This window comes from Alistipes sp. Marseille-P2263, assembly GCF_018101075.1.
In the GTDB taxonomy this organism is placed as follows: domain Bacteria; phylum Bacteroidota; class Bacteroidia; order Bacteroidales; family Rikenellaceae; genus Alistipes; species Alistipes dispar.
On record NZ_JAGQEJ010000003.1, the window covers coordinates 219,281 to 239,851 of the forward strand.

A 20,571-nucleotide genomic window follows, 5' to 3' on the forward strand; every position below is an offset into this window, starting at 1 on the left:
TTACCCGGTCGTTTACCGGACCCGGTTCATCCGGACGTATTCGAATTCGGCGAACGACGTCTCGGGACCTTCGTAATAGAGTCCCGGACGGGCGACGCGGTCCCATTGCAGCAATTCGCCCGGCTCCACGGGCCGCGTTCCGGCCTGCTGCCACGAGCTGCCGTCGAGGCTGTACGCGAAGGCCGCGGGGCCGCCGCCCCGCACCTCCATACGCAGGTAAACGGGGACATCGGCCGGAACGGCGAGAGGCTCGCCGAGCAGCTCCTCCCGTCCGTCGCGGACGAGGCGTACGGCCAGCCGTCCGTCTTGCAGTCCCCAGACCAGCAGGTTCCTGTCGTCGCCGTAGAGCGTCAGGCCGCTCCATCCCGCAGGACGCGCGAGGCACGCCGTCTCCAGCGTGTAGTCCGTCGTCAGGGCGCGCAGGCAGAAGGCCACGCCCGTATGCACGCCCTCCTTCGCGCGGCCGCTCAGGCAGAGCCGCCCGTCGGCCTGCTCGACGTCCGGCACGGCATAGGGATAGTTCCACGACCACTCGGGACGGATGCGCGGCGAGGAGAAGTCGTCCGCGAAGTCCTTCACCGGCTCCTGCGCCGTGCCGGGAAGCGGCAGCGGACGCCGCAGGAGGGCCGTTTCGCCGCCCTCGAAATGCAGCCATCCGTCCTCGCCCAGCTCGATGCGGGAGAGGATCGGCTGACGCCCGAGGAAGAAGTTCTCGCCCGAAAGATAGGCATGGCAGAGGAAGAACATGCGGCCGTCGGGCGTGGTGACCACCGTGCCGTGGCCGCAGGACTGCACCCCTTCGCCGCCGTGCAGGACCGGATTCCCGGCGTATTTCTCGTACGGTCCGCGGAGGTTTTTCGACCGCGCCACCGAAACAGCATAGTCGCTTCCGGGGCCGCAGCAGCCGTTCACGGCATAGATCAGGTAGTAGTAATCGCCGAGTTTCATCCAGTGCTGGCCCTCCAGCCCCCGCCGCGCATCGTCGCGCAGCAGGCTGAACGGCTCGCCCTCGAGCCGCAGGCCGTCGTCCGAAAGGCGGCAGGCCAGCAGTTCGATCGGCCGCCGGTCGAGACCGTAGGCCTTCCACGAGATGTAGAGCTTCCCGTCGTCCTCCAGCACGAAGGCGTCGATGGCCTCGGTGCCCAGCGCGACGACCGGACCGTGGTCCGTGTAGGGGCCTTCGGGACGGTCGGCCGTGGCCACGCCGATATACGACGTGCCGTCGCTCTTGCGGCGGGCCGTATAATAGGCGTAGGTCCGCCCGTCGCGGTGGAACAGCTCCGGGGCCCAGAACGACGAGCGGGTCCACTCGGGCTGCTCTTCGAACAGGTGGCCCGCCTGCGTCCAGTTCACCAGGTCGCGCGAAGTGAAGAGCGGATAGAAAGGCGCCCACTCCGAAGAGGTTCCGCAGGCATAGTAGGTCTCGCCGACGCGGATGACGCTGGGATCGGGCAGGTCGCCCGGAATCACCGGATTGGAAAAGGTTCCCGGCTGGGCGGCGGCGCCCAGACAGCCGCACGCGGCAGCGAATGCGAACAGTAGTTTTTGCATAAAAGTCGGTCTTAGCGTTTTTTCTCCGGACAAATATACGAAAAAAGACGATCGGGACACACCCCGGACGCCGGACACGCCGAAAGAAGCACGGGAAGTTTCGGTGCGGAAAGGGAGGAGTTTGCGGAAAAATTCGTAACTTCGACATTCGAAAACCGAAAATCCGCCGAAATGAAGAGAAGAGGGAACCTGTACGCCGCAATCCTCGCAGGGGCGTTGTCGCTGTTCCCCGTCGCTGCCGTTCCGGCGGAAGGGACGGGCCGCACGGCCGGAACGACGGCCGGCGCAAGCAGCGCGGCGGACAATGCGGCCGGGACGACAGCCGCCGGTCCCGCGGCGGAGCAGGACGGAAAGCCCCGGAACGGAAGCGCGACGGACCGCACCGGAATGACGGAAGACCGCACCGGAATCGCAGCGGATTCTGAAGCCGGGGCAGCGGAACAGTCCGGAACGATCCGGAGCGGAACGGAATCCGCCGCCCAAAAGCGTCCGAAGACGAAACCTGCCGTCCGGGATTCCGTGCGGCGGAGCGGCCGGAGCGGAGGCATCGCCCCGCCGTCCTTCGCACCGGAGCGCGACGGAAAGCGGCCCCGGCGGCTGACGCACCGTATCGGCGCGGAGTTCCGGCCCGAGCATATCTTCACGATCAACCCCTTTCTCCGGGGCGAGAACCTCGCGCAGCTGCCCGTCGATCTCTCGCTCGCGGCACACTTGAAATACTCCTTCCGCTTCCGGCCGGGATCGCCCGCGGACCGGACTTACGGCGGTGTCTATCAGGGGTTCGGCATCGCCTACTACGACTTCGCCAATCCGCAGGAGCTGGGCAATCCCGTCGCGGCCTACCTGTTCCAGGGAGCGCGCATCGCCCGCCTGTCGCGCCGCCTGTCTCTCGACTACGAATGGAATTTCGGTCTTTCGTTCGGATGGAAACCCTACGACCGGGACGACAACCGCCTCAACACCATGATGGGGTCGAAGATCAACGCCTTCCTCAACGTGAACTTCTTTCTCCGGTGGATGCTCACGCGCGAACTGGACCTCACCTTCGGCCCCACGCTCACCCACTTCTCCAACGGCAACACCAAGATTCCGAACGCGGGCCTGAACTCGGCGGGCATCGGGGCCGGACTGACCTACAACTTCGGCCGGGAGCGGGCCGAAATCCCGCAACGCACCCCGGCGCCGGAATTCCGCAGGCACTTCAGCTACGATCTGGTGCTGTTCGGATCGTGGTGCAGCAAGGGCGTGGAGGTCGGCGACGTGCTCTACGCCTCGCCCGACACCTATCCGGTCGTGGGATTCAACTTCTCGGCCCTGTACAATTTCGGCTACAAGTTCCGCGCGGGACTGTCGCTCGACGGCGTATACGACGGCAGCGCGAATGTCTATGTCCCGGACCGCATCGCGGAGCTCGGCGGCGGAGCTCCGCTGGAATTCGCACGTCCGACGATCGACAGGCAGCTCGCGCTGGGTCTCTCGGGCCGTGCCGAGTTCGTCATGCCCTACTTCACGATCGGGCTGGGACTGGGCATGAACGTCCTGCACAAGGGCGGCGACCTGAAGGCCTTCTACCAGACGCTCACGCTCAAGGTGGGCATCACGCGCAACGCATTCGCGCATATCGGCTATTCGCTCCGGGATTTCCACATGCCCAACTTCCTCATGCTGGGCGTCGGCTACCGCTTCAACAACAAATATCCGCGGCACTACTGATCCGGGAGCCGCGGCGCTCCCGCCCCGAAACGACGACGGCCCTCCGTCAGAAGGGCCGTCGTCTCGAAAACCGGCTTGCAGGCGATTACAGCGTGTAGCTCACCAACATCTCCTCGGCGGTCTCGGGATCGACCGACCAAGCGATCAGCCGGCCGTCGTGCACGACCATCGGGCCGACGGACCGGTCCAGAACGAGCCGCCGGACGAAGTTCCCGTCCCAGTCGTAAACGTTCATCCGGACAGGTCGGACGGGCTGCGCGGAGCCGGTTCTCACCGCATGGCGCAGTTCGCCGTGGGTGGATTGCGTGTAAACGACGTAAATGCCCGCTTCGTCCACGGCTACCGCCTCGAAACCCTCTTCGCATGCCTCGTCGAACGTATAATGCCACTCTCGAGGATCATCTATCCATTTCAAATCCGGAAGGCGATCGTACACACCCCGGACCAACTGAATCCTCCCCTCCGACGTCAGGTCGAAAACGAAAAGATATTTGAAATCCTGCGCGCAGTAGACAAAACGATGCCGCTGCGGATGCCGATACAATTTCCCCGTCCACAAGACGTGCTGCTCCAGCGGAGAGAGGTCCAGCGACGTCCGGGGAAATTCGAATCCGAGCGGCGTAACCTGTCCGCTATCGACATCGAAACGGGAAAACATGGCGAGCGAATCGGCCTGACAGCCCAACATGAGATACGAGGAACGATCGAGCAGACAGGAAGCGATCCACGTACGGTTGCCGATCCCCGCCAGCGACTTATACTCCCAGTGCGACAGATCGTAGAGATATTCCGGAGCATCCGAACGCACGCGGCAAAACCGATTCTCCTGATTATGAATCGCCAGCAGATTGAGGCTCCCCGACGCCGGGTCGAACCCGATCTCCGAATAAAGCATCTCATACGGGCCGCGCCCCCGGGAGAGGAACTCCCCCTCCTTCACCAGCGAATCGCCCGAAAAACAGTAGATCGAATAGCATTTGTCCGAGCGGAACGGATTCCGCATCACGATACGCTCCCCGAAGGTCAGCACCGGGTATTCGCCCAGGAAGTCCCCGCCGATGGGAATGCGCACGGCGTGCAGCGAATCGCCGGGAGCATTTTCAAGGAAATCGGCATGAGTGACTCGAGACGCAGGACCATTGCAACTTATTATAAATAAACATATTACAAATATGGAAACCGACTTCATTCTCGAACTTTTTTGGCATCATATATTTGTCCCATTCCCGTCGTACCATCACCCGTTTCATCAGCGGACAATGCCTCGATATCCGCTCTCATCAGATCCGTCATTTCCGAATCCCGATTCGCCATATACGTAGAAACTCCTGCGAACAAAGCGACTGCTACCAAACCAAAATAGCACTTCTTTTTTATAATGCAAACAATAGACTTACACTTTTAAACACACACAACAATTATTAAAAATCAAAATTACATTTTATATCACACACAAACCAATCAATTAGCGACATAAAAAACGATTCAATCTACTACACTCCAAATAACCGAGGCATACACCTAAAGATCATACCGTACCAACATCTCCTCGGCCGTCTCGGGATCGACCGACCAAGCGATCAGCCGGCCGTCGTGCACGACCATCGGGCCGACGGGCCGGTCCAGAACGAGCCGCCGGACGAAGTTCCCGTCCCAGTCGTAAACGTTGATGCGCGAGGGAAACAACTGGCGAAAATCCCCGGCACGCACCCGTTCCCGCTGCTCGCCGTAGGTATCCTGCATATAACCCACATAGATGAAGCGATCGTCCACGGCCAGCGGGAAAAAACCGTGCGGACAGGAATCGTCCATGTCGAACTGATGCCCCGGATCGCCGGAGGGATGCGCCTCCGGCATCTTGTCGTAAAGCCTCCGCACGACCTCCGCCCGGCCGTCCTCCGTCACGTCGAAGACGAGCAGATAGCGGAAATTCTGGTTGCTGTACAGAAAGCGGCTACGCTGCGGATGCCTGTGCAACCAGCCGGTCCAAAATATCGCCTGCTGCGAAGCCGGCAGATCGAGCGGCGGCTCCGGGAACCGGAAATCGAGCGGCGTGACCCGCTCGCCTCCGGGGTCGAGGATCGAAAACGGGCTGAACGACTCGACGGTGTGTCCGATCGTCAGAAAGGTCGTATCGGTCAGCCGGCAAGGCGACTCCAACTGGTAGCCTTCCAGAAAGTCCAGCGTCCCGTATTCCCACTGCGACGGATCGTACAAATCGCCGAGACCGATCCGGAGCATCCGGTTTTCCCCGTTATAGAGTCCGAACACGGTCAAACGCTCCGCTTCCGGATCGAAGACACCCTGCGGAATCATCATTTCCAGCGGTCCCCGGCCGCGCATGAGGAACTCCCCCTCCTTCACCAGCGAATCGCCCGAAAAACGGCAGACCGAATAGCACTTGTTCAACCGGAACGGATTCTGCATCACGATACGCTCCCCGAGGGTCAGCACCGGGTATTCGCCCAGGAAGTCCCCGCCGACGGGAATGCGCACGGCGTGCAGCGAATCGCCGGGGGCCGTCGCGGAGAATTCGGGGTCGGTTACGGCGGTGTGCCGACGGCCGCAGGCGACCGACAGCAGCAGGCAGAGCAGGAGAAGCGGAAAGCGGATCATGGCGGAATCGGTTTCGGGTCGGACCGGCGCAATATGCCGCCGGCCGCAGGCGTCAGCGGAGCCTGCGGTCCGAATTTACCGAAAATCCGCCGGAACGGCAAATAAAATCCCGGTTATTTTCTCCGCAGCCGCGCCCGCTTGCCCCGCAGCCGCTTCGCGCCCGTCACGAGGAAACGCACCGGAAGCAGAAACAGCGTCCGAAACCACTGCCTCCGGGCCGTGACGCGCAGCTCCGGAAGGCCGAAATCGGAAAACGTCCGGCCCCGCAGCACGGGAATATTGCGGACCTTGGCATTGATGCGCAGGTCGTTGCTCACGTTGTCTTCGTGAACGATTTCGAGCCACTTGCCGTGCGGAGAGGAGATATAGACGGTGGGTTGCTGACGGATGGCGCGCGTGTGCCGGTAGGCGATGATCGTTTCGGCACGGTCGTCGAAGGGTTCGACGAGCGTCAGGAAATGGTTGTTCGTGTAGCGCATCTTGAGCAGGAAGCGCTCGGAGGTGAAGTACTGGTAGCCGTAGAGCAGGCTGTATATCCGCTTGCCGGGACAGGGGCGGATTTCGCGCCGGAGCAGTTCGAGGGCGTCGCTCGCCAGAGCGTCGTCATTGTCCAGATTGGTCGTAATCAGCAGACCGTGAGGGGGGGGGTGGAGCCGTGTTCCGCCGCGAGAACCGAGCGGATCGTACCGCGCAGGCTTTCGGTCAGACACGCCGTCTGGGCGGCCGTATAGTACACCGCCTCGAAGCGGGGACACACGGCGCGGTAGGACGCGATGCGGCGGCGGTAGGGTTCGGGCGTGGCGGCGTCGAACAGGCACAGCCACCTGAAATCCGTCGCCGTCTGGGCCGCCACCGAAGGCAGGCAGTAGCGTTCGAAGACCTCGAAACGGTGTTCGAGCCACCGCGCCGTGCGGGTCGGGGCCGCGTGTTTGTCCCGCTCGTAGAGGTTCAGGTTGAAGCGGGTGATGAGGAAATGGCTGAAATTCTCCATGATGAAATCCGGTTTTGTCCGGAGACAAAGGTAGGGAATTTCAGCCATTCGGCAAGCGCGGCGCGCACGAATCCGGCGGACAGGGACGCCTTACACGCCGAAAAGGAATCCGAAGGGCTTCTCCGAGGAGCGGAACTCCGTCGTGACGTCGCCCGAATAGCTCTGCCCCTCGGTCAGGCGCAGGACCCGTTCGCCGCTCCCGGGAGCGAAATCCACCTTCCGCAGATCGACCCGGAAAACCTCCATGCCGAGCGTCGGCTCGAAATAGCAGACGCGGTTTTTCTGATCGCAGACCGTGCGCCAGCGCGTCGAGGCGATGTGCGGCATGTCGGGTGTCGAGATGCCGTAAGGAACCGACACGTTGCGCATGACCGACATGACAGCAGGCACGGCGATCGCCGGATCGGCGCTCTGCACGACGGCTTCGATATAGAACGAGGCGCGCACGAAACGGTCCGAGGAGCGATTGGTCCCAGGCAGCATCGTCAGGCCGCCGATCTGGCGCCAATAGCCGAGAATCGCCAACTGGCGGTCGTAGGAGGGCGAATTGGTCAGCACACGGCATTGCGGGCCGTGATGGATGACGAGCCGGCCGCCGAGGTACTCGAAGACCGCGCTGTCGCCCGTGGCGTCCGAAACGGCGAGGTGCAGGCGTGCAGGCACGCCGTTCGGCAGGTCCGGCGCGTCGATGCGGAACGCCTCCTTCCCCAGTTCGGCGACGGCCTCGGCGACCGTGGCGAAATTGTCCAGCACGTACTGCGTCCAGATGCTCAGCCCCATGACGGGCCGGGTATCGCCGGACCGTTCATAGACCGATTCGGGCAGGAAGAGCAGGCTGGCAGTCAGCCCCGCCTCGTTCATGCCGTCGGCGATGCCGATGTCGTAGCCGGCCGCGGAGAGCGAGCCGTACTTCGAGATCCAGCGAACGGTGTCGTCGGTCAGCGCACCGCGGCGGACCGCGCCGCGCGGGAAAAGATAGAGGTTGGTGAGCGGGTCTTCGCGCCAGTCCATCGTGCGCCCCGTGGCGACCATGCCGCCGGGACCGACATAGACGGCGCGCGTGCAGGCATCGGCGCCGGACCGGAGCGAAAGGGCGAATGCGGCGGCGCAGAGCGCCGCAAGGAGACGTGTTTTCATGGCCAAAAGTGTTTTTCGGTCCGAACGCTGCAAATCCGATGCAAAAGTGAACGGAACGGCCCTGCGGCAACGAACGGAAGTCCCCCGGCGGACCGGAAATGCGGGGAAAGGACGGCCGTAAATTTGGCGGTGCGCGCGGATTGCACTACCTTTGCGCAGACACCGCCGCGCCGCCCGGGGGCGAAGCGTCCGGCGCGCACCGAAAAAACACCCGCACGATGAAAATCTCGAAAGCCGAATTCCGATGCAGTTCCGAACGCATCTCGCAGGTCCCGAAGGACGGGCTGCGCGACATCGCCTTCATCGGGCGCAGCAACGTCGGCAAATCGTCGCTCATCAACATGCTCACCGGCCGCCCGGGGCTGGCCAAAGTCTCGGGAACACCCGGCAAGACGCGGCTCATCAACCACTTCCGCATCGACAACGCATGGTATCTGGTGGACCTGCCCGGCTACGGCTACGCCCGCACGTCGAAGACCGTGCGCGACGGGTTCTCGACGCTCATCACCGACTACGTGCTCCGCTGCGGGAAGATGCACTTCCTGTTCGTGCTGGCGGACATCCGCCTCGAGCCCCAGCGCATCGACCTCCGGTTCATCGACATGCTGGGCGAACACGGCGTACCGTTCGGCATCGTCTTCACCAAAGCCGACAAGCTCTCGAAAACCCAGTGCGAAAAGAGCGTGGAACGCTACCGGAAACGGCTTTCGGAGACATGGGAGGAGCTGCCGCCGATGTTCGTCTCGTCGTCCGAACGCGGCACGGGACGCGAGGAAATCCTCGATTTCATCGGCGAATGCCTGAAAGTTTAACCGAATGTTGAAAAAACGCGGCCCCGAGGGGCCGTTTTCTCGGCGCATTGCCTTATATTTGCAACGTCAAACAACCCATCGCACAAATGGCTATCCACAAAATCAAGATCTTTTCGGGCCGCGGTTCGGAATACCTGGCCCAGAAAATCGCCGCGAGCTTCGGCACGACCCTCGGACAATCGGAGGTGCTGCGTTTCAGCGACGGCGAGTTCCAGCCCTCCTACAACGAGTCGATCCGCGGCTGCACGGTCTTCATCATCCAATCGACCTTCCCGCCCTCGGACAACCTCATGGAGCTGCTGATGATGATCGACGCCGCACGCCGCGCCTCGGCCTACAAGGTCGTGGCCGTGATGCCCTACTTCGGCTGGGCGCGCCAGGACCGCAAGGACCGGCCCCGCGTGCCGATCGGCGCCAAGCTGGTGGCCAACCTGCTCATGGCCGCGGGCGTGGACCGCATCATGACGATGGACCTGCACGCCGACCAGATACAGGGTTTCTTCGACATTCCGGTGGACGCCCTCTACGCCAGCGGCATCTTCGTCCCCTATATCGAGAGCCTGCGGATCGAGGACCTCTCGATCGCCGCGCCCGACATGGGCGGCGCCAAGCGTGCGAACACCTATGCCAAACACCTCGGCGCACCGATCATCATTTCGCACAAGGAGCGCGCCAAGGCCAATGTCGTGGGCAAGATGACCGCCATCGGCGACGTCGAAGGCCGCAACGTGCTGATCGTGGACGACATGATCGACACGGCCGGTACGATCTGCATGGCCGCCGACATGCTCATGGCCCGCGGGGCGAAGAGCGTCCGCGCCGCCATCACCCACCCCGTGCTGTCGGGCCCGGCCTACGAACGCATCAACGACAGCGCGCTGGAGGAGGTGATCGTGACGGACACCATCCCGCTCAACCCCGACAAGGACCTGCACAAGTTCACGGTGCTGTCGGTGGCCGACATCTTCGCCGACGTCATCGAACGGGTGCACAACTACAAGGAAATCTCGTCGATTTTTTTCAAATAGGCTCTCCGACGGAGAGAGGCAGAGAAAGGGCGCTTCGGTTGTGCGAAGCGCCCTTTCTGTCATTCCACGGACGGCAATGCCGGAAGACCCGGCGCCGGGATGCGGTCACCTGAGCGGCGAATCCGGTTCGCGGGCCATCACCATGTAGAACATGCGGTCGAGGAACGCCGGAGCGAACTTCTTGACGAAATGCGTGGCGCGCCCCTCAGCCTCCATCAGGCAGAGCCGCTTGCGGCGCAGAATGCCCCGCTCCACGATACGGGCCACCTCGACCGGACTCATCATCTTCGACTCGTCGCGCGGCGTCTCGCCCTGCTGCGACCCGTCGGCCGTGAGGGCCGAGAAGCGGACGTTCGAAGCCGTGAAGCCCGGGCAGGCGATCATCACGTGCAGCCCCTTGCGGAGATTCTCGATGCGGAGCGTCTCCAGGAAGCCCGTCATGGCGTACTTCGAGGCCGAATAGCCCGTGCGGCCGGGCAGGCCGTGCAGGCCGGCCACCGAGGAGACCCCGACGATCGACCCCTTCGCACGCTGCAGATACGGCAGCGCGTACTTGCAGCAGTTCACCGTGCCCCAGAAATTGACGTCCATCAGACGGTGCAGCACCTCCAGCTCCACGTCGTCGAAGAGCGCGCGCATCGAAATGCCCGCATTGCAGACGAGTACGTCCACCCCGCCGAACTCCCGCACGGCGGTGTCGATCAGCCCGCGGCACTCCTCCGGCTGCGTGACGTCCACGCCGCAGTAGGCGGCCTGCCCGCCGTGGCGGCGGATTTCGCCCGCGAGGAGCTGCAACTTCTGCACGCTGCGCGCGCCGAGCACGACCTTCGCGCCCCGGGCGGCGTATTCGCGGGCCATCGCCTCGCCGATCCCCGACGAAGCGCCCGTAATGACGATAACCTTATCCTTGAGTGTTTTCATAGTGTCTTATGTTTTTCCCTCCGCGGCCGGAACGTCACTCGGTTCCGATCTCCACCCGGAGCGTGTCGTAGGCCATGTGCACGTGCGGCGGAAGCGTCGCTTCGGTGGCGGCCTGCCGTCCGATGTCGTGCGACATGTGCGTCAGGTACGCCTCGCGCGGAGCGACACGGCGGATCAGCTCCAGCGCCTCCTCCACGTTGAAATGCGAGTAGTGCGGCTCGAAGCGCAGCGCATTGACCACCAGCACCTCCACGCCGAGCAGCTTCTCCTCCTCGGCCCGCCCGATCGTCTTGAAATCGGTCAGGTAGGCCAGCGGACCGATACGGTAGCCCGTCACGGCGAAGCGGTCGGAGTGATGCCCCGAGACGGGCGTGACACCGACACCCCGGACCTCGAACGGCCGCGAAACGTCGATCTCGTGCAGCTCGATCTCCGGCACGCCGCGGTACTTGTCCTGCGCGAAGGCGTAATCGAAATCCTTGCGCACGCAGGCCGCGGTGCGCGGTGCGGCGTAAAGATCGACCTTGCGGACCGTCGGGGGATAATCGACGAAATTGAAGGCGCGCACGTCGTCCAGTCCGCCGATATGGTCCTTGTGCTCGTGCGTGAGCAGGATGGCATCGAGACGCCGCACTCCCGTGCGGAGCATCTGGTAGCGGAAATCCGGCCCGGCGTCGATCACCAGCCGGACCCCGCGCGTCTCGACCATCGCCGAGGTGCGCAGCCGCCGGTCGCGGCGGTCGGGCGACGTGCAGACGCCGCAGCGGCAGCCGATGACGGGCACGCCCTGCGACGTGCCGGTTCCCAGAAAGGTGAGTTTCATCCGATCGCGGTTTTCATCGTCGCAAATATACGAAATAAAACGCAAGCGCGGCGCACCGTCCGGAGGCTTTCCGGGAAAATCCGCCGCACCGCATCCCGTGCCGCCGGACGGAACGCCCCCGCCGCACGACACACCCGTCGCCGCACGACCCCGCATTCCGCCCGCGCGTCTCACTCCCCGCCCGCGAGGCAGGCGACGATCGCCCGGTTGGCCCGGTCGATCACCGAACTCTCCAGACAGTCGAGGTAGATGCGCGTCGTGTGTTCGGAGGTGTGGCCCAGTCCCGCGCTGATGACGGGCAGCGGGACCTCGTGATTCCGCGCGGCGGTGGCCCAACTGTGGCGCGAGGTGTAGGAGGAGAGCCCCGTCTCCAGTCCCACCAGCGCGGCGAGCCGCTTGAGCTGGCGGTTGTAGTAGTTCAGGGCCACCTGATACTGGCGGTAGGCGCTGCCGAACTCCCCGGACTTCAGCACCGGAAAGACGTAGGGCGAGCCGGGCGCACGGCCGGCATAGCGCGCCACGATGGCCTGCATACACGGCTCGAGACGCACGCTCAGCGGCTGGCCGGTCTTGTGACGGACGTAGTGCACCACCCCGTCGCGGATGTCCTGCCGCCGCAGAAACGCCATGTCCACGAACGCCATGCCACGGGCGCAGTAGCTGAAGACGAAAAGATCGCGGGCCAGCGCGAGCGGCGCCGACCCGCGCAGATCGAGCCGGCTCAAACGTCCGATGATCCGCTCATCGACGGCCCGCTTGCGCGTGCGGTCTATCCCCGTATAGACGTTTCCGAAAGGATGGGTCTGCGCGACGAGCCGTTCGCCGACCGCCCGGTTATAGACCGAACGCAGCACGCGCATATAGAACGAGACGGTGTTGCGCACCACGCCCCGCCGCCGGAGCCACTCTCCGTACTCCTCCACGAAACGGCTGTCGAACCGGTGCATCGGAAAGGGTTTCCCGGCCAGAAAGGCGTTCAGGCTGTTCCACGTCCGCAGGTAGTTGCGCGCCGTGCCGAGCCGGCCGCTCTCGGTGAGCCGCTCGATCTGCCGCCGCAGGTAGTCCGGAAAGGAGATGCGCCTTCCGGACGGGCCGCCGACCTCCGGCCGGCGGCTTTCGATTCGCTTTGTTTTCATACGCTTTCGATTATTGCATCGAAAGGTCGCAATTATATCCCGTTCGGACCGCATCCGTCCCGGCGGGACGGAAAGGAGGACGGAACGGCCGTAGAAAAGCGAAAGCAGGAAGGTAAGGACTATTCGTAGCGTGCGCGGTAGGCGTCCACGAGCCGCAGTCCCTCGGCCGTCGAGATACCGCGGAAAAAGGTGCTGACGATCTGCACGAAGGCCTTCCGTTCGGAGATGCCCTCGGGCAGCAGCAGATCGCGGCGCGAGACGAGCGCGGAAGCCGTGTAGTAGAGCACCGAGATCGCCAGGTCGATGTTTATGCTGCCGATGAAAAGCCCGTCGGCGATCCCCTGACGGAGCATCGCACGCAGCTCCTCACGGTTCCGGACGGAGCCTTCGCGCATGAGCTTGTCGTGTACGGCGGGATAAAGCCTCTTCAGACTGTCCATCAGCCGGCCGGTCTCCTCCGACCGGTCCATGACGTCGCCCAGCACCATGAACAACTGTTCGAGCACATTGCCCGCCCCGGCGCTCAGCTCGGCCCAGCGCCGGCGCGAATCGTCGAAATAACGGACCATCGCCTGATAGAGCAGCCCCTCCTTGTCGCCGAAGAGTTCGTACAGCGAACGTTTCGAAACACCCAACTGCTGCGCAACGTCGTCCATGCGCACCGCCCGGATACCATGCGAGACGAACATGCGCATGGTCCGTTCCACGATGCAATCTTTGGGAGTCATGACCGATGAGTCGCTTTGGTTCAAACAAATATACGCAAAATATGCGCAAAAACCGTGAAACGGAGCAAGTTTTTGCGTCCGGACCGCCACCTTATCCGCAAAAACGGGAAAAGAGAGCCGAAAAAGGGCCGAAAGCCCCCGCAGGAGATTCCGGGAAAGAAAATCCGGGAAGACGGCATCCGAAAGAAGAACGCGGAAAAGCGATTTCGGGAAAGAGCCTGTAGGAGGTATTTCCACAAAATGCCCGGTCCGGCGTTGGGAGGTTCGCCGGAATTCCGTATCTTTGCGCCGAACGACGAACCTGTTCATGCGCGGATACGGACGAAATATAGGTGCGGCGCTGCTTCTGACCCTCTTCGCGGGGTACTGGAGCTGCATCACGCTGTTCCCCCACGCGCACGACGTGAACGGTCACGTCATCGTCCACTCGCACCCCTTCTCGGGCGCATCGAACGGCGCGGCGCAGACGCATACGCCGCAACAGTTCCAGCTCATCGCGCACCTGTCGCTGCTGGTGATGACGGCGGCATGGAGCCTGACGTTCGCCCTGCGCCTGTCGGGCGTCCGCTTCGTCTATCCGGAACGGGAACCGGTCAGCCGGCCGCGGCTCCCGCTCCGCACGTTCGGGCTGCGCGCACCTCCCGCGCACTGACATACGCTCCTCCGGCCGATGCCGCCGGAGAAGGTTCCCCGGGCCATGCCCGCCGGGCGCCGTATCCTGTCAGTATCATCCGAAAAACAGAATCCAATGCGAAAATACATATTGGGGGCATTCGGTATGCTCCTCGCCGCCGTGGCGCATCCTGCCACGGAACAGACCGCCGTCGCCGGGAAGCGAAACGGCGCACACGTCTCGGGCACCGTCACGGACGCCCGGACCGGCACGGGCCTCGCCTACGCGACGCTGGCCGTCAAAGGAACCACCGTCGGCATCGCCGCCGACGCCTCGGGACGCTTCACCCTGAACAACCTGCCCACGGGACGACTCACGCTCATCGCGGCCGCGGTAGGCTACAAATCCGCGGAACAGGAGCTTCGCCTCGAAGCCGGAGAAACGGTCCGGGCCGACTTCGCCCTGGAGGAGGAGGCGCTTGCCGTCGAGGAGATCGTCGTCTCGGCCAGCCGCACGGAGACCAACAAAAAATACTCGCCGACGATCGTTTCGGTGGCCTCCGGAAAACTTTTCGAAGCCACCGCCTCGTGCAACCTGGCCGAAACGATGAATTTCCAGTCGGGACTGCGCGTCGAAAACAACTGCGGCAACTGCGGCACGACACAACTGCGCATCAACGGCCTCGAAGGCCAATACTCGCAGGTGCTGCTCGACAGCCGCCCGATCTTCAGCTCCCTGGCCGCCATGTACGGTTTGGAACAGCTTCCCGTCTCGATGATCGAACGCGTGGAAGTGATCCGCGGAGGAGGTTCCGCGCTCTTCGGGGCCAACGCCATCGGCGGCGTGGTGAACATCATCACCAAGGAGCCGCAGCGCAACTCCCTCGCACTGTCGAACACGACGAACCTGCTCGAGGGCGGCGCGGCCGACTTCAACACGGCGCTCAACGGGTCGTTCGTCTCGGACGACTACCGCGCGGGGGTTTACCTCTTCGGCATGGTCCGCGACAGGGACTCCTACGACCGCAACGGCGACGGATTCTCGGACATCCCGGCACTCAACACCGAAACGGCGGGATTCCGCGCCTACTACAAACTATCGCCCTACATGCGTCTGACGGCCGAATACCACCATATCCACGAGTTCCGCCGCGGAGGAAACGCACTGAACCGTCCGCCCCACATGGCCGACATAGCCGAGCAGCTCGACCACAAAATCGACGGCGGAGGCGTGAAGTTCGACTATTTCAGTCCGAACGGCCGTCACCGCGCGGGTGTCTATGCCTCGGCCCAGGGCATAGACCGCGACAGCTACTTCGGCACCGGACGGAATCCCGACGCCTACGGGGCCACGAGCGACGGAACACTCGTGGCGGGAGCTCAATACACCTACACGTTCGAAAAACTGCTGTTCCTTCCCTCGGAACTCACCGCAGGCGTCGAATACAACCGGAACTCCCTGCACGACGAATACCTCGGGCTGAACCGCGACCTGCGGCAGACGAGCCGCAGCACCGGGGTCTTTTTCCAGAACGAGTGGCGGAGCGAAAAACTCAATCTGCTCGTCGGAGGCCGTGTGGACAAGCACAACATGATGCAGAAGGCCGTCTTCTCGCCACGCATCAACCTGCGTTACAGCCCCACGGAGCGGATCGGACTCCGGCTCAGCTACGCGAGCGGCTACCGCGCGCCGCAGGCTTACAACGAGGACCTGCACATCGACGCGCTGGACAGCAAGGTGTCGGTCATCCGTCTCGCCCCCGACCTCAGACCCGAATATTCGCACAGCGTGAGCGCTTCGGCCGACCTGTACCGTACGTTCGGACGCATCCGGACCAACCTGCTCGTCGAAGGATTCTACACCATGCTCGACGACGTATTCACGCTCGAGAAAATCGGCGAAGACGACCAGGGCAACATCATAAAGGAGCGCCGCAACGCCTCGGGAGCCACCGTGGCCGGCATCGGCGCGGAGTTCAAGGCCGGCATCCCGGGCCTATTCGAAATACAGATGGGATACACCTTCCAGCGCAGCCGCTACGACGAACCCGAGAGGTGGTCGGACGACGTGACGCCCCAGCGGCGCATGTTCCGCTCGCCCGACCACTACGGTTTCCTGACGGCCGACTGCGCCATCACGCGTTCGCTTTCGGCTTCGCTCTTCGGGAACTTCACCGGACGGATGCTCGTACAGCACAACGCAGGCGTCGTCGAACACGACGAGGAGCGGCTCACCCCTGCCTTCTGGGACATGGGAATGAGGCTCTCTTACACCTTCCGTCTGACGAAGCAACTGCGGCTGGAGCTGAACGCAGGCGTGAAGAACCTCTTCGACAGCTACCAGAGAGACCTCGACTTCGGACCGAGCAAGGACTCCGCATATATCTACGGACCCTCGCTGCCGCGGACCTATTTCGTGGGTGCGAAATTCGCCCTGTGACACGCGCGGAGAGGAGGCCCAGGCACGACAGCTCCCCGCAACGGCGCGCACCGCAGCCCCTCCCCTAAGACGATTCACCCCTGCCGCGACCGCTGCGGCAGGGGTGAATTCCGTTCGGGGCGTCCGGAGACGCTCCCGTATCCGTCGGGGACGGACCGTCAGGCGGCCGTCGCGTTTTCGAGTTTCTTCATGATCGAGAAGATGAACAGCGCCGAGAGCAGGCAGAGCACGATCAGCACGCTCCACACCATCCAGAGCGCCATGCCGCTGCCCCAGAGGTAGCCAATGAGCGACGTGGCGTAGTTGCCGACGGCCGTGGCGGCGAACCAGCAGCCCATCATCATGCCCTTGTACTTGGGAGGCGCCACCTTCGAGACGAACGAAATGCCCATCGGCGAGAGGAGCAGCTCGGCGAACGTCAGCACGAGGTAGGTCGAAATCAGCCAGTTCTGCGACACGAAGGTATCGCTGGCACCGACGGCCTTGACCTCGGCGGGCGACATGAGGCCCATCGACCCGACGGTGAGGATCAGGAAGCCCGCGGCGGCGATGATCATGCCCATTCCGATCTTGCGCGGAGCCGACGGCTCCTTGCCCTTGCGGGCCAGCGAGGAGAAGAGCGCCACCGACAGCGGCGTGAGGGCCACGACATAGAAGGGATTGAACTGCTGGAACACCTGCGGAAGGATGTGCACCGGATCGGGCGTGACGGTCCAGCGGTAGTAGAGCGCCCCGAGAGCCGCGACGACGGCCGCAGCGCCGATGAGCTTGCCGCGGCCCTTCTCGGCCTGGAAGAAGCCCACCAGTCCGTAGATGCCCACGAGCACCAGCACAAGGTTCAGAATGTCGAACGACATGCGCGTGAGGCCCGTCGCCTCGGAGGTCGTATAGTCGCGGGCGAAGAAGGTCATCGTCGAGCCGTTCTGGTGGAAGGCCATCCAGAAGAAGATCACCACGGCGAAGACGAGCATGAGGGCCGTGATGCGCGACTTGGTCTGCGCGGGCGTCAGCTCGACCTGCGCGGCGGCGCCCGAAGCGGCCTGCTGCTTTGCCGTCACGTCGGCGTGCCGGAAGGTCTTGCGGAAGGCGACGTAGATCACATAGGAGACGATCAGCGAGACGCACGCCACGGCGAAACCCATGTTATAGGCCGACGAGAGTTTCTCGATGTAGTGCGACGCGAAGCTCCCCAGATCGGAGACGTCGCCGCCGACCGATACGGCCAGCCGCTGCAACTCGGCCAACGGCTCGGCGGGCATCGAAGCCCCTTCGGCAAGGTACTGGTGCGCGAGGGCCGGAATCTGGCCGTTGTACGTCAGTCCGTCCTGCGCGAGGAAGTGGTTCGTGATCCACGTGGCCATCGACGGGGCGAACATGGCACCGATGTTGATGGCCATATAGAATATGGAGAAGGCGCTGTCGCGCTTGGCCGAATAGGCCGGATCGTCGTACAGATTGCCCACCATCACCTGCAGGTTGCCCTTGAAAAGGCCCGTGCCGCAGGCGATCAGCGTCAGTGCCAGGAACATGAGCGCCTGCGCCGCGAAGCCCGTACCGGTGGGTATCGAAAGCAGCGCGTAGCCGCCGAACATGACGATGATGCCGAGCGTCACCATCCGGCCGAAGCCGAACCGGTCGGCCAGGATGCCGCCGAAGAAGGGCATGAAATAGACGGCGGCCAGGAAGATGCCGTAAATCTGGGTGGTCACGGCCTCCGTGTAGCCGAATTTCGCCTGCAGGAACAGGGTGAAGATCGCAAGCATGGTATAGTAGCCGAAACGCTCGCCCGTGTTGGCCAGCGAAAGGGCGTACAAACCTTTGGGTTGTCCTTTGAACATAATCGCTTCAGGGGTTTAATAAAGTTCGGAGACAAAGATAGAAAAATTTTTCATATATTTGTATGAAACCGCAAGTTCTATGGGAAAAAACTCCGACCTGCTGCCGATCGTCCTCCGCGACGAATGGCTCCGTCCCGCGGCCGCGGCGATCGCCCGCCGCCACGGACGTTACCTCGACAAACTCGCGGCCGTCGAACGCGCCGCGGGGTCGATCGTCGATTACGCCAACGGCTACCGTTATTTCGGCTGGCAATGGGATGCCGGACTGGAGGGGTGGTGGCTCCGCGAATGGCTGCCCGGTGCGGCGGACGTCTATGTGTTCGGGGACTTCAACGACTGGCAGCGCACCGAAATCAGGATGCACCGCGACCCGGCGGGGGTCTGGAGCGCCTTCTTCCCCGCGGCGATGTACCGCGACCGGCTGCTCCACGGCTCGCTCTACAAGCTCCACGTCCACGGCAACAACGGCTGGCGGGACCGCATCCCGGCCTACGCCCGGCGCGTGGTGCAGGACGAGCAGACGAAGGATTTCGCGGCGCAGTTCTGGGAGCCGGACGCCCCCTTCGACTGGCGCGGCGATGCGTTCGAGGCCCCGGCGGCAGGCAGCCTGCTGATCTACGAGGCCCACGTGGGCATGGCGCAGGAGCGCGAGGGAGTGGGGACCTACCGCGAATTCACCGAAAGAATCCTCCCGGTCATCAAACGCGGCGGCTACAACGCCGTGCAGCTCATGGCCATCGCCGAGCACCCCTACTACGGGTCGTTCGGCTACCACGTTTCGAGTTTCTTCGCCCCCTCGTCGCGCTTCGGCACGCCCGAGGAGCTGAAAGAGCTGGTGCGCCGGGCGCACGAGCTGGGACTGGCCGTCATCATGGACCTCGTGCACGCCCACTACGTGAAGAACCTCAACGAGGGGATCAACGAGCTGGACGGCACGGACCACCTCTACTCGCCCCCGGGCGAGGCGGGCGACCAGCCCTACTGGGATTCGAAACTCTTCGACTACGGCAAGGGCGAAGTGCAGCACTTCCTGCTCTCGAACGTCAAATACTGGCTCGACGAGTTCCACTTCGACGGCTTCCGCTTCGACGGGGTGACGTCGATGCTCTACCGCCACCACGGCTATATCGACTTCGACTGCCGCGACCGCTACTTCGACGAGGGGGTGAACGAGGACGCCGTGGACTACCTGACGCTGGCCAACCGCCTCGTCCACGACTTCCGCCCCGCGGCCGTGACGATCGCCGAGGACGTGAGCGGCATGCCGGGCATGTGCATCCCCATCGACGACGGCGGCATCGGGTTCGACTACCGGCTGGGCATGGCCATTCCCGACTACTGGATCAAACAGCTCAAGGAGGTTCCCGACGAGGAGTGGAACATATGGGAGATGTGGTCGGTGATGACCAACCGCCTGCCGGGAGTGAAGACCGTGGCCTACGCCGAGTCGCACGACCAGGCGCTGGTGGGCGACAAGACGCTGGCGTTCCGCCTGATGGACAAGGAGATGTACGACCGCATGGACCGCGCGTCGGAGAGTCTCGTGATCGACCGCGGCATGGCCCTGCACAAGATGATCCGCCTGATGACGATCGCCGCGGGAGGCGACGCCTACCTCAACTTCATGGGCAACGAGTTCGGCCACCCCGAATGGATCGACTTCCCGCGCGAAGGCAACGGCTGGAGCTACGCCCACGCCCGGCGGCAGTGGTCGCTCTCCCGCAACGGATTCCTGCGCTACTCGTGGCTCGGGGATTTCGACCGGGCGATGATCCGGCTCGTCAAAAAATACCGGGTGCTGGCCGACGGCTACCCCTACAACCTGCTCATGGACGAGCGGAACAAGACGATGGTCTTCTCGCACGGCCGGCTACTGTTCGTCTTCAACTGGCACCCCACGGCGTCGATCCCCGACTACGAACTGCCCGTCGGGGCCCCGGGCAAATACGTTCCGGTGCTCTCGACCGACGAACGGCGGTTCGGCGGTCAGGAGCGGCAGTCGATGCAGGTCGAGCACTTCTCCTTCCCGGTGCGGGGCGACGACGGACAAGACCACCCCCGCATCCGCATCTACAACACCTCGCGCACGGCGACGGTCTACCTGCGGCGGCGGTAGCCCGGGGCGGATTCACGGTTCGGAGCGGTTCGCGGGCCGGCGTGCACTCCGGGTTCCGACAGTCCCGGCCGCGCACGACCGCAAGGCGCAGGAACGGATCGGAAAAAAA

The 20,571-nt window shown here is 63.4% G+C and carries 18 protein-coding genes; 7 read left to right on the forward strand and 11 right to left on the reverse strand.

Annotated features, from left to right (window positions below):
- Positions 1-12: 12 nt before the first annotated feature.
- On the reverse strand, positions 13-1,551 hold the full coding sequence (locus KB554_RS05575) for a family 43 glycosylhydrolase (protein WP_211035152.1): 1,539 nt from the start codon (positions 1,549-1,551) through the stop codon (positions 13-15).
- A gap of 171 nt (positions 1,552-1,722) precedes the next feature.
- On the opposite strand from KB554_RS05575, the gene KB554_RS05580 reads away from it, so the two are divergent.
- Entirely contained in the window at positions 1,723-3,264 is a 1,542-nt protein-coding gene (locus KB554_RS05580) for an acyloxyacyl hydrolase (RefSeq protein ID WP_242116301.1), read from the forward strand.
- 85 nt (positions 3,265-3,349) lie between these two features.
- On the opposite strand, the gene KB554_RS05585 is transcribed toward KB554_RS05580, so the two are convergent.
- The 5 genes from KB554_RS05585 to KB554_RS05605 all read right to left on the reverse strand — a co-directional run bounded on the left by KB554_RS05585 (position 3,350) and on the right by KB554_RS05605 (position 8,008).
- Positions 3,350-4,336, reverse strand: coding sequence for a BF3164 family lipoprotein (locus tag KB554_RS05585; protein ID WP_211035153.1), 987 nt, complete (start codon positions 4,334-4,336; stop codon positions 3,350-3,352).
- 449 nt (positions 4,337-4,785) lie between these two features.
- The gene (locus tag KB554_RS05590; protein ID WP_211035154.1) at positions 4,786-5,880 is read right to left on the reverse strand and encodes a BF3164 family lipoprotein; all 1,095 of its coding nucleotides are present in this window, start codon (positions 5,878-5,880) and stop codon (positions 4,786-4,788) included.
- A 113-nt stretch (positions 5,881-5,993) separates the two neighbouring features.
- Positions 5,994-6,590 carry a glycosyltransferase gene (locus tag KB554_RS13385; RefSeq protein WP_211035155.1) on the reverse strand — a complete coding sequence of 199 codons (597 nt, stop codon included), beginning with the start codon at positions 6,588-6,590 and terminating at the stop codon, positions 5,994-5,996.
- Positions 6,506-6,871: a glycosyltransferase gene (locus KB554_RS13390; RefSeq protein ID WP_141427659.1), complete on the reverse strand. Its 366-nt coding sequence runs from the start codon at positions 6,869-6,871 to the stop codon at positions 6,506-6,508. Before KB554_RS13390 ends, KB554_RS13385 begins: the two co-directional genes overlap by 85 nt.
- A 90-nt stretch (positions 6,872-6,961) precedes the next feature.
- Positions 6,962-8,008 (reverse strand): linear amide C-N hydrolase, encoded by a 1,047-nt coding sequence (locus KB554_RS05605; RefSeq protein ID WP_211035156.1) that lies wholly within the window; start codon positions 8,006-8,008, stop codon positions 6,962-6,964.
- Between the two features lie 218 nt (positions 8,009-8,226).
- Between KB554_RS05605 and yihA the strand changes: the two genes are divergently transcribed.
- Positions 8,227-8,820 carry a ribosome biogenesis GTP-binding protein YihA/YsxC gene (gene yihA / locus KB554_RS05610; RefSeq protein WP_211035157.1) on the forward strand — a complete coding sequence of 198 codons (594 nt, stop codon included), beginning with the start codon at positions 8,227-8,229 and terminating at the stop codon, positions 8,818-8,820.
- An 86-nt stretch (positions 8,821-8,906) separates the two neighbouring features.
- On the forward strand, positions 8,907-9,848 hold the full coding sequence (locus KB554_RS05615) for a ribose-phosphate pyrophosphokinase (protein ID WP_141427662.1): 942 nt from the start codon (positions 8,907-8,909) through the stop codon (positions 9,846-9,848).
- 105 nt (positions 9,849-9,953) lie between these two features.
- On the opposite strand, the gene KB554_RS05620 is transcribed toward KB554_RS05615, so the two are convergent.
- The 4 genes from KB554_RS05620 to KB554_RS05635 form a co-directional block, all read right to left on the reverse strand.
- Positions 9,954-10,769: an SDR family oxidoreductase gene (locus KB554_RS05620; RefSeq protein WP_211035158.1), complete on the reverse strand. Its 816-nt coding sequence runs from the start codon at positions 10,767-10,769 to the stop codon at positions 9,954-9,956.
- Positions 10,770-10,803: 34 nt separating this feature from the next.
- Positions 10,804-11,592 carry an MBL fold metallo-hydrolase gene (locus KB554_RS05625; RefSeq protein ID WP_141427664.1) on the reverse strand — a complete coding sequence of 263 codons (789 nt, stop codon included), beginning with the start codon at positions 11,590-11,592 and terminating at the stop codon, positions 10,804-10,806.
- Between the two features lie 170 nt (positions 11,593-11,762).
- A complete protein-coding gene (locus tag KB554_RS05630; RefSeq protein WP_232522914.1) occupies positions 11,763-12,728 on the reverse strand; it encodes a site-specific integrase in 966 nt (321 codons plus the stop codon).
- 119 nt (positions 12,729-12,847) lie between these two features.
- Positions 12,848-13,456: a TetR/AcrR family transcriptional regulator gene (locus KB554_RS05635; RefSeq protein WP_211035159.1), complete on the reverse strand. Its 609-nt coding sequence runs from the start codon at positions 13,454-13,456 to the stop codon at positions 12,848-12,850.
- 41 nt (positions 13,457-13,497) lie between these two features.
- Here KB554_RS05635 and KB554_RS05640 point away from each other — a divergent pair, with 41 nt between their 5' ends.
- The 3 genes from KB554_RS05640 (at position 13,498) to KB554_RS05650 (ending at position 16,508) form a co-directional block, all read left to right on the forward strand.
- A complete protein-coding gene (locus tag KB554_RS05640; protein WP_141427667.1) occupies positions 13,498-13,680 on the forward strand; it encodes a hypothetical protein in 183 nt (60 codons plus the stop codon).
- 59 nt (positions 13,681-13,739) lie between these two features.
- Positions 13,740-14,108, forward strand: a complete 369-nt coding sequence (locus tag KB554_RS05645) for a hypothetical protein (protein ID WP_242116302.1) — start codon at positions 13,740-13,742, stop codon at positions 14,106-14,108.
- A 96-nt stretch (positions 14,109-14,204) separates the two neighbouring features.
- A complete protein-coding gene (locus tag KB554_RS05650) occupies positions 14,205-16,508 on the forward strand; it encodes a TonB-dependent receptor (protein WP_211035160.1) in 2,304 nt (767 codons plus the stop codon).
- 158 nt (positions 16,509-16,666) lie between these two features.
- Here KB554_RS05650 and KB554_RS05655 read toward each other — a convergent pair whose 3' ends face one another.
- Complete coding sequence (locus KB554_RS05655; RefSeq protein ID WP_141427669.1) at positions 16,667-18,346, reverse strand: peptide MFS transporter; 1,680 nt, start codon at positions 18,344-18,346, stop codon at positions 16,667-16,669.
- A gap of 79 nt (positions 18,347-18,425) precedes the next feature.
- Between KB554_RS05655 and KB554_RS05660 the strand changes: the two genes are divergently transcribed.
- Positions 18,426-20,462 (forward strand): alpha-amylase family glycosyl hydrolase, encoded by a 2,037-nt coding sequence (locus KB554_RS05660; protein WP_211035161.1) that lies wholly within the window; start codon positions 18,426-18,428, stop codon positions 20,460-20,462.
- Positions 20,463-20,571: the final 109 nt, after the last annotated feature.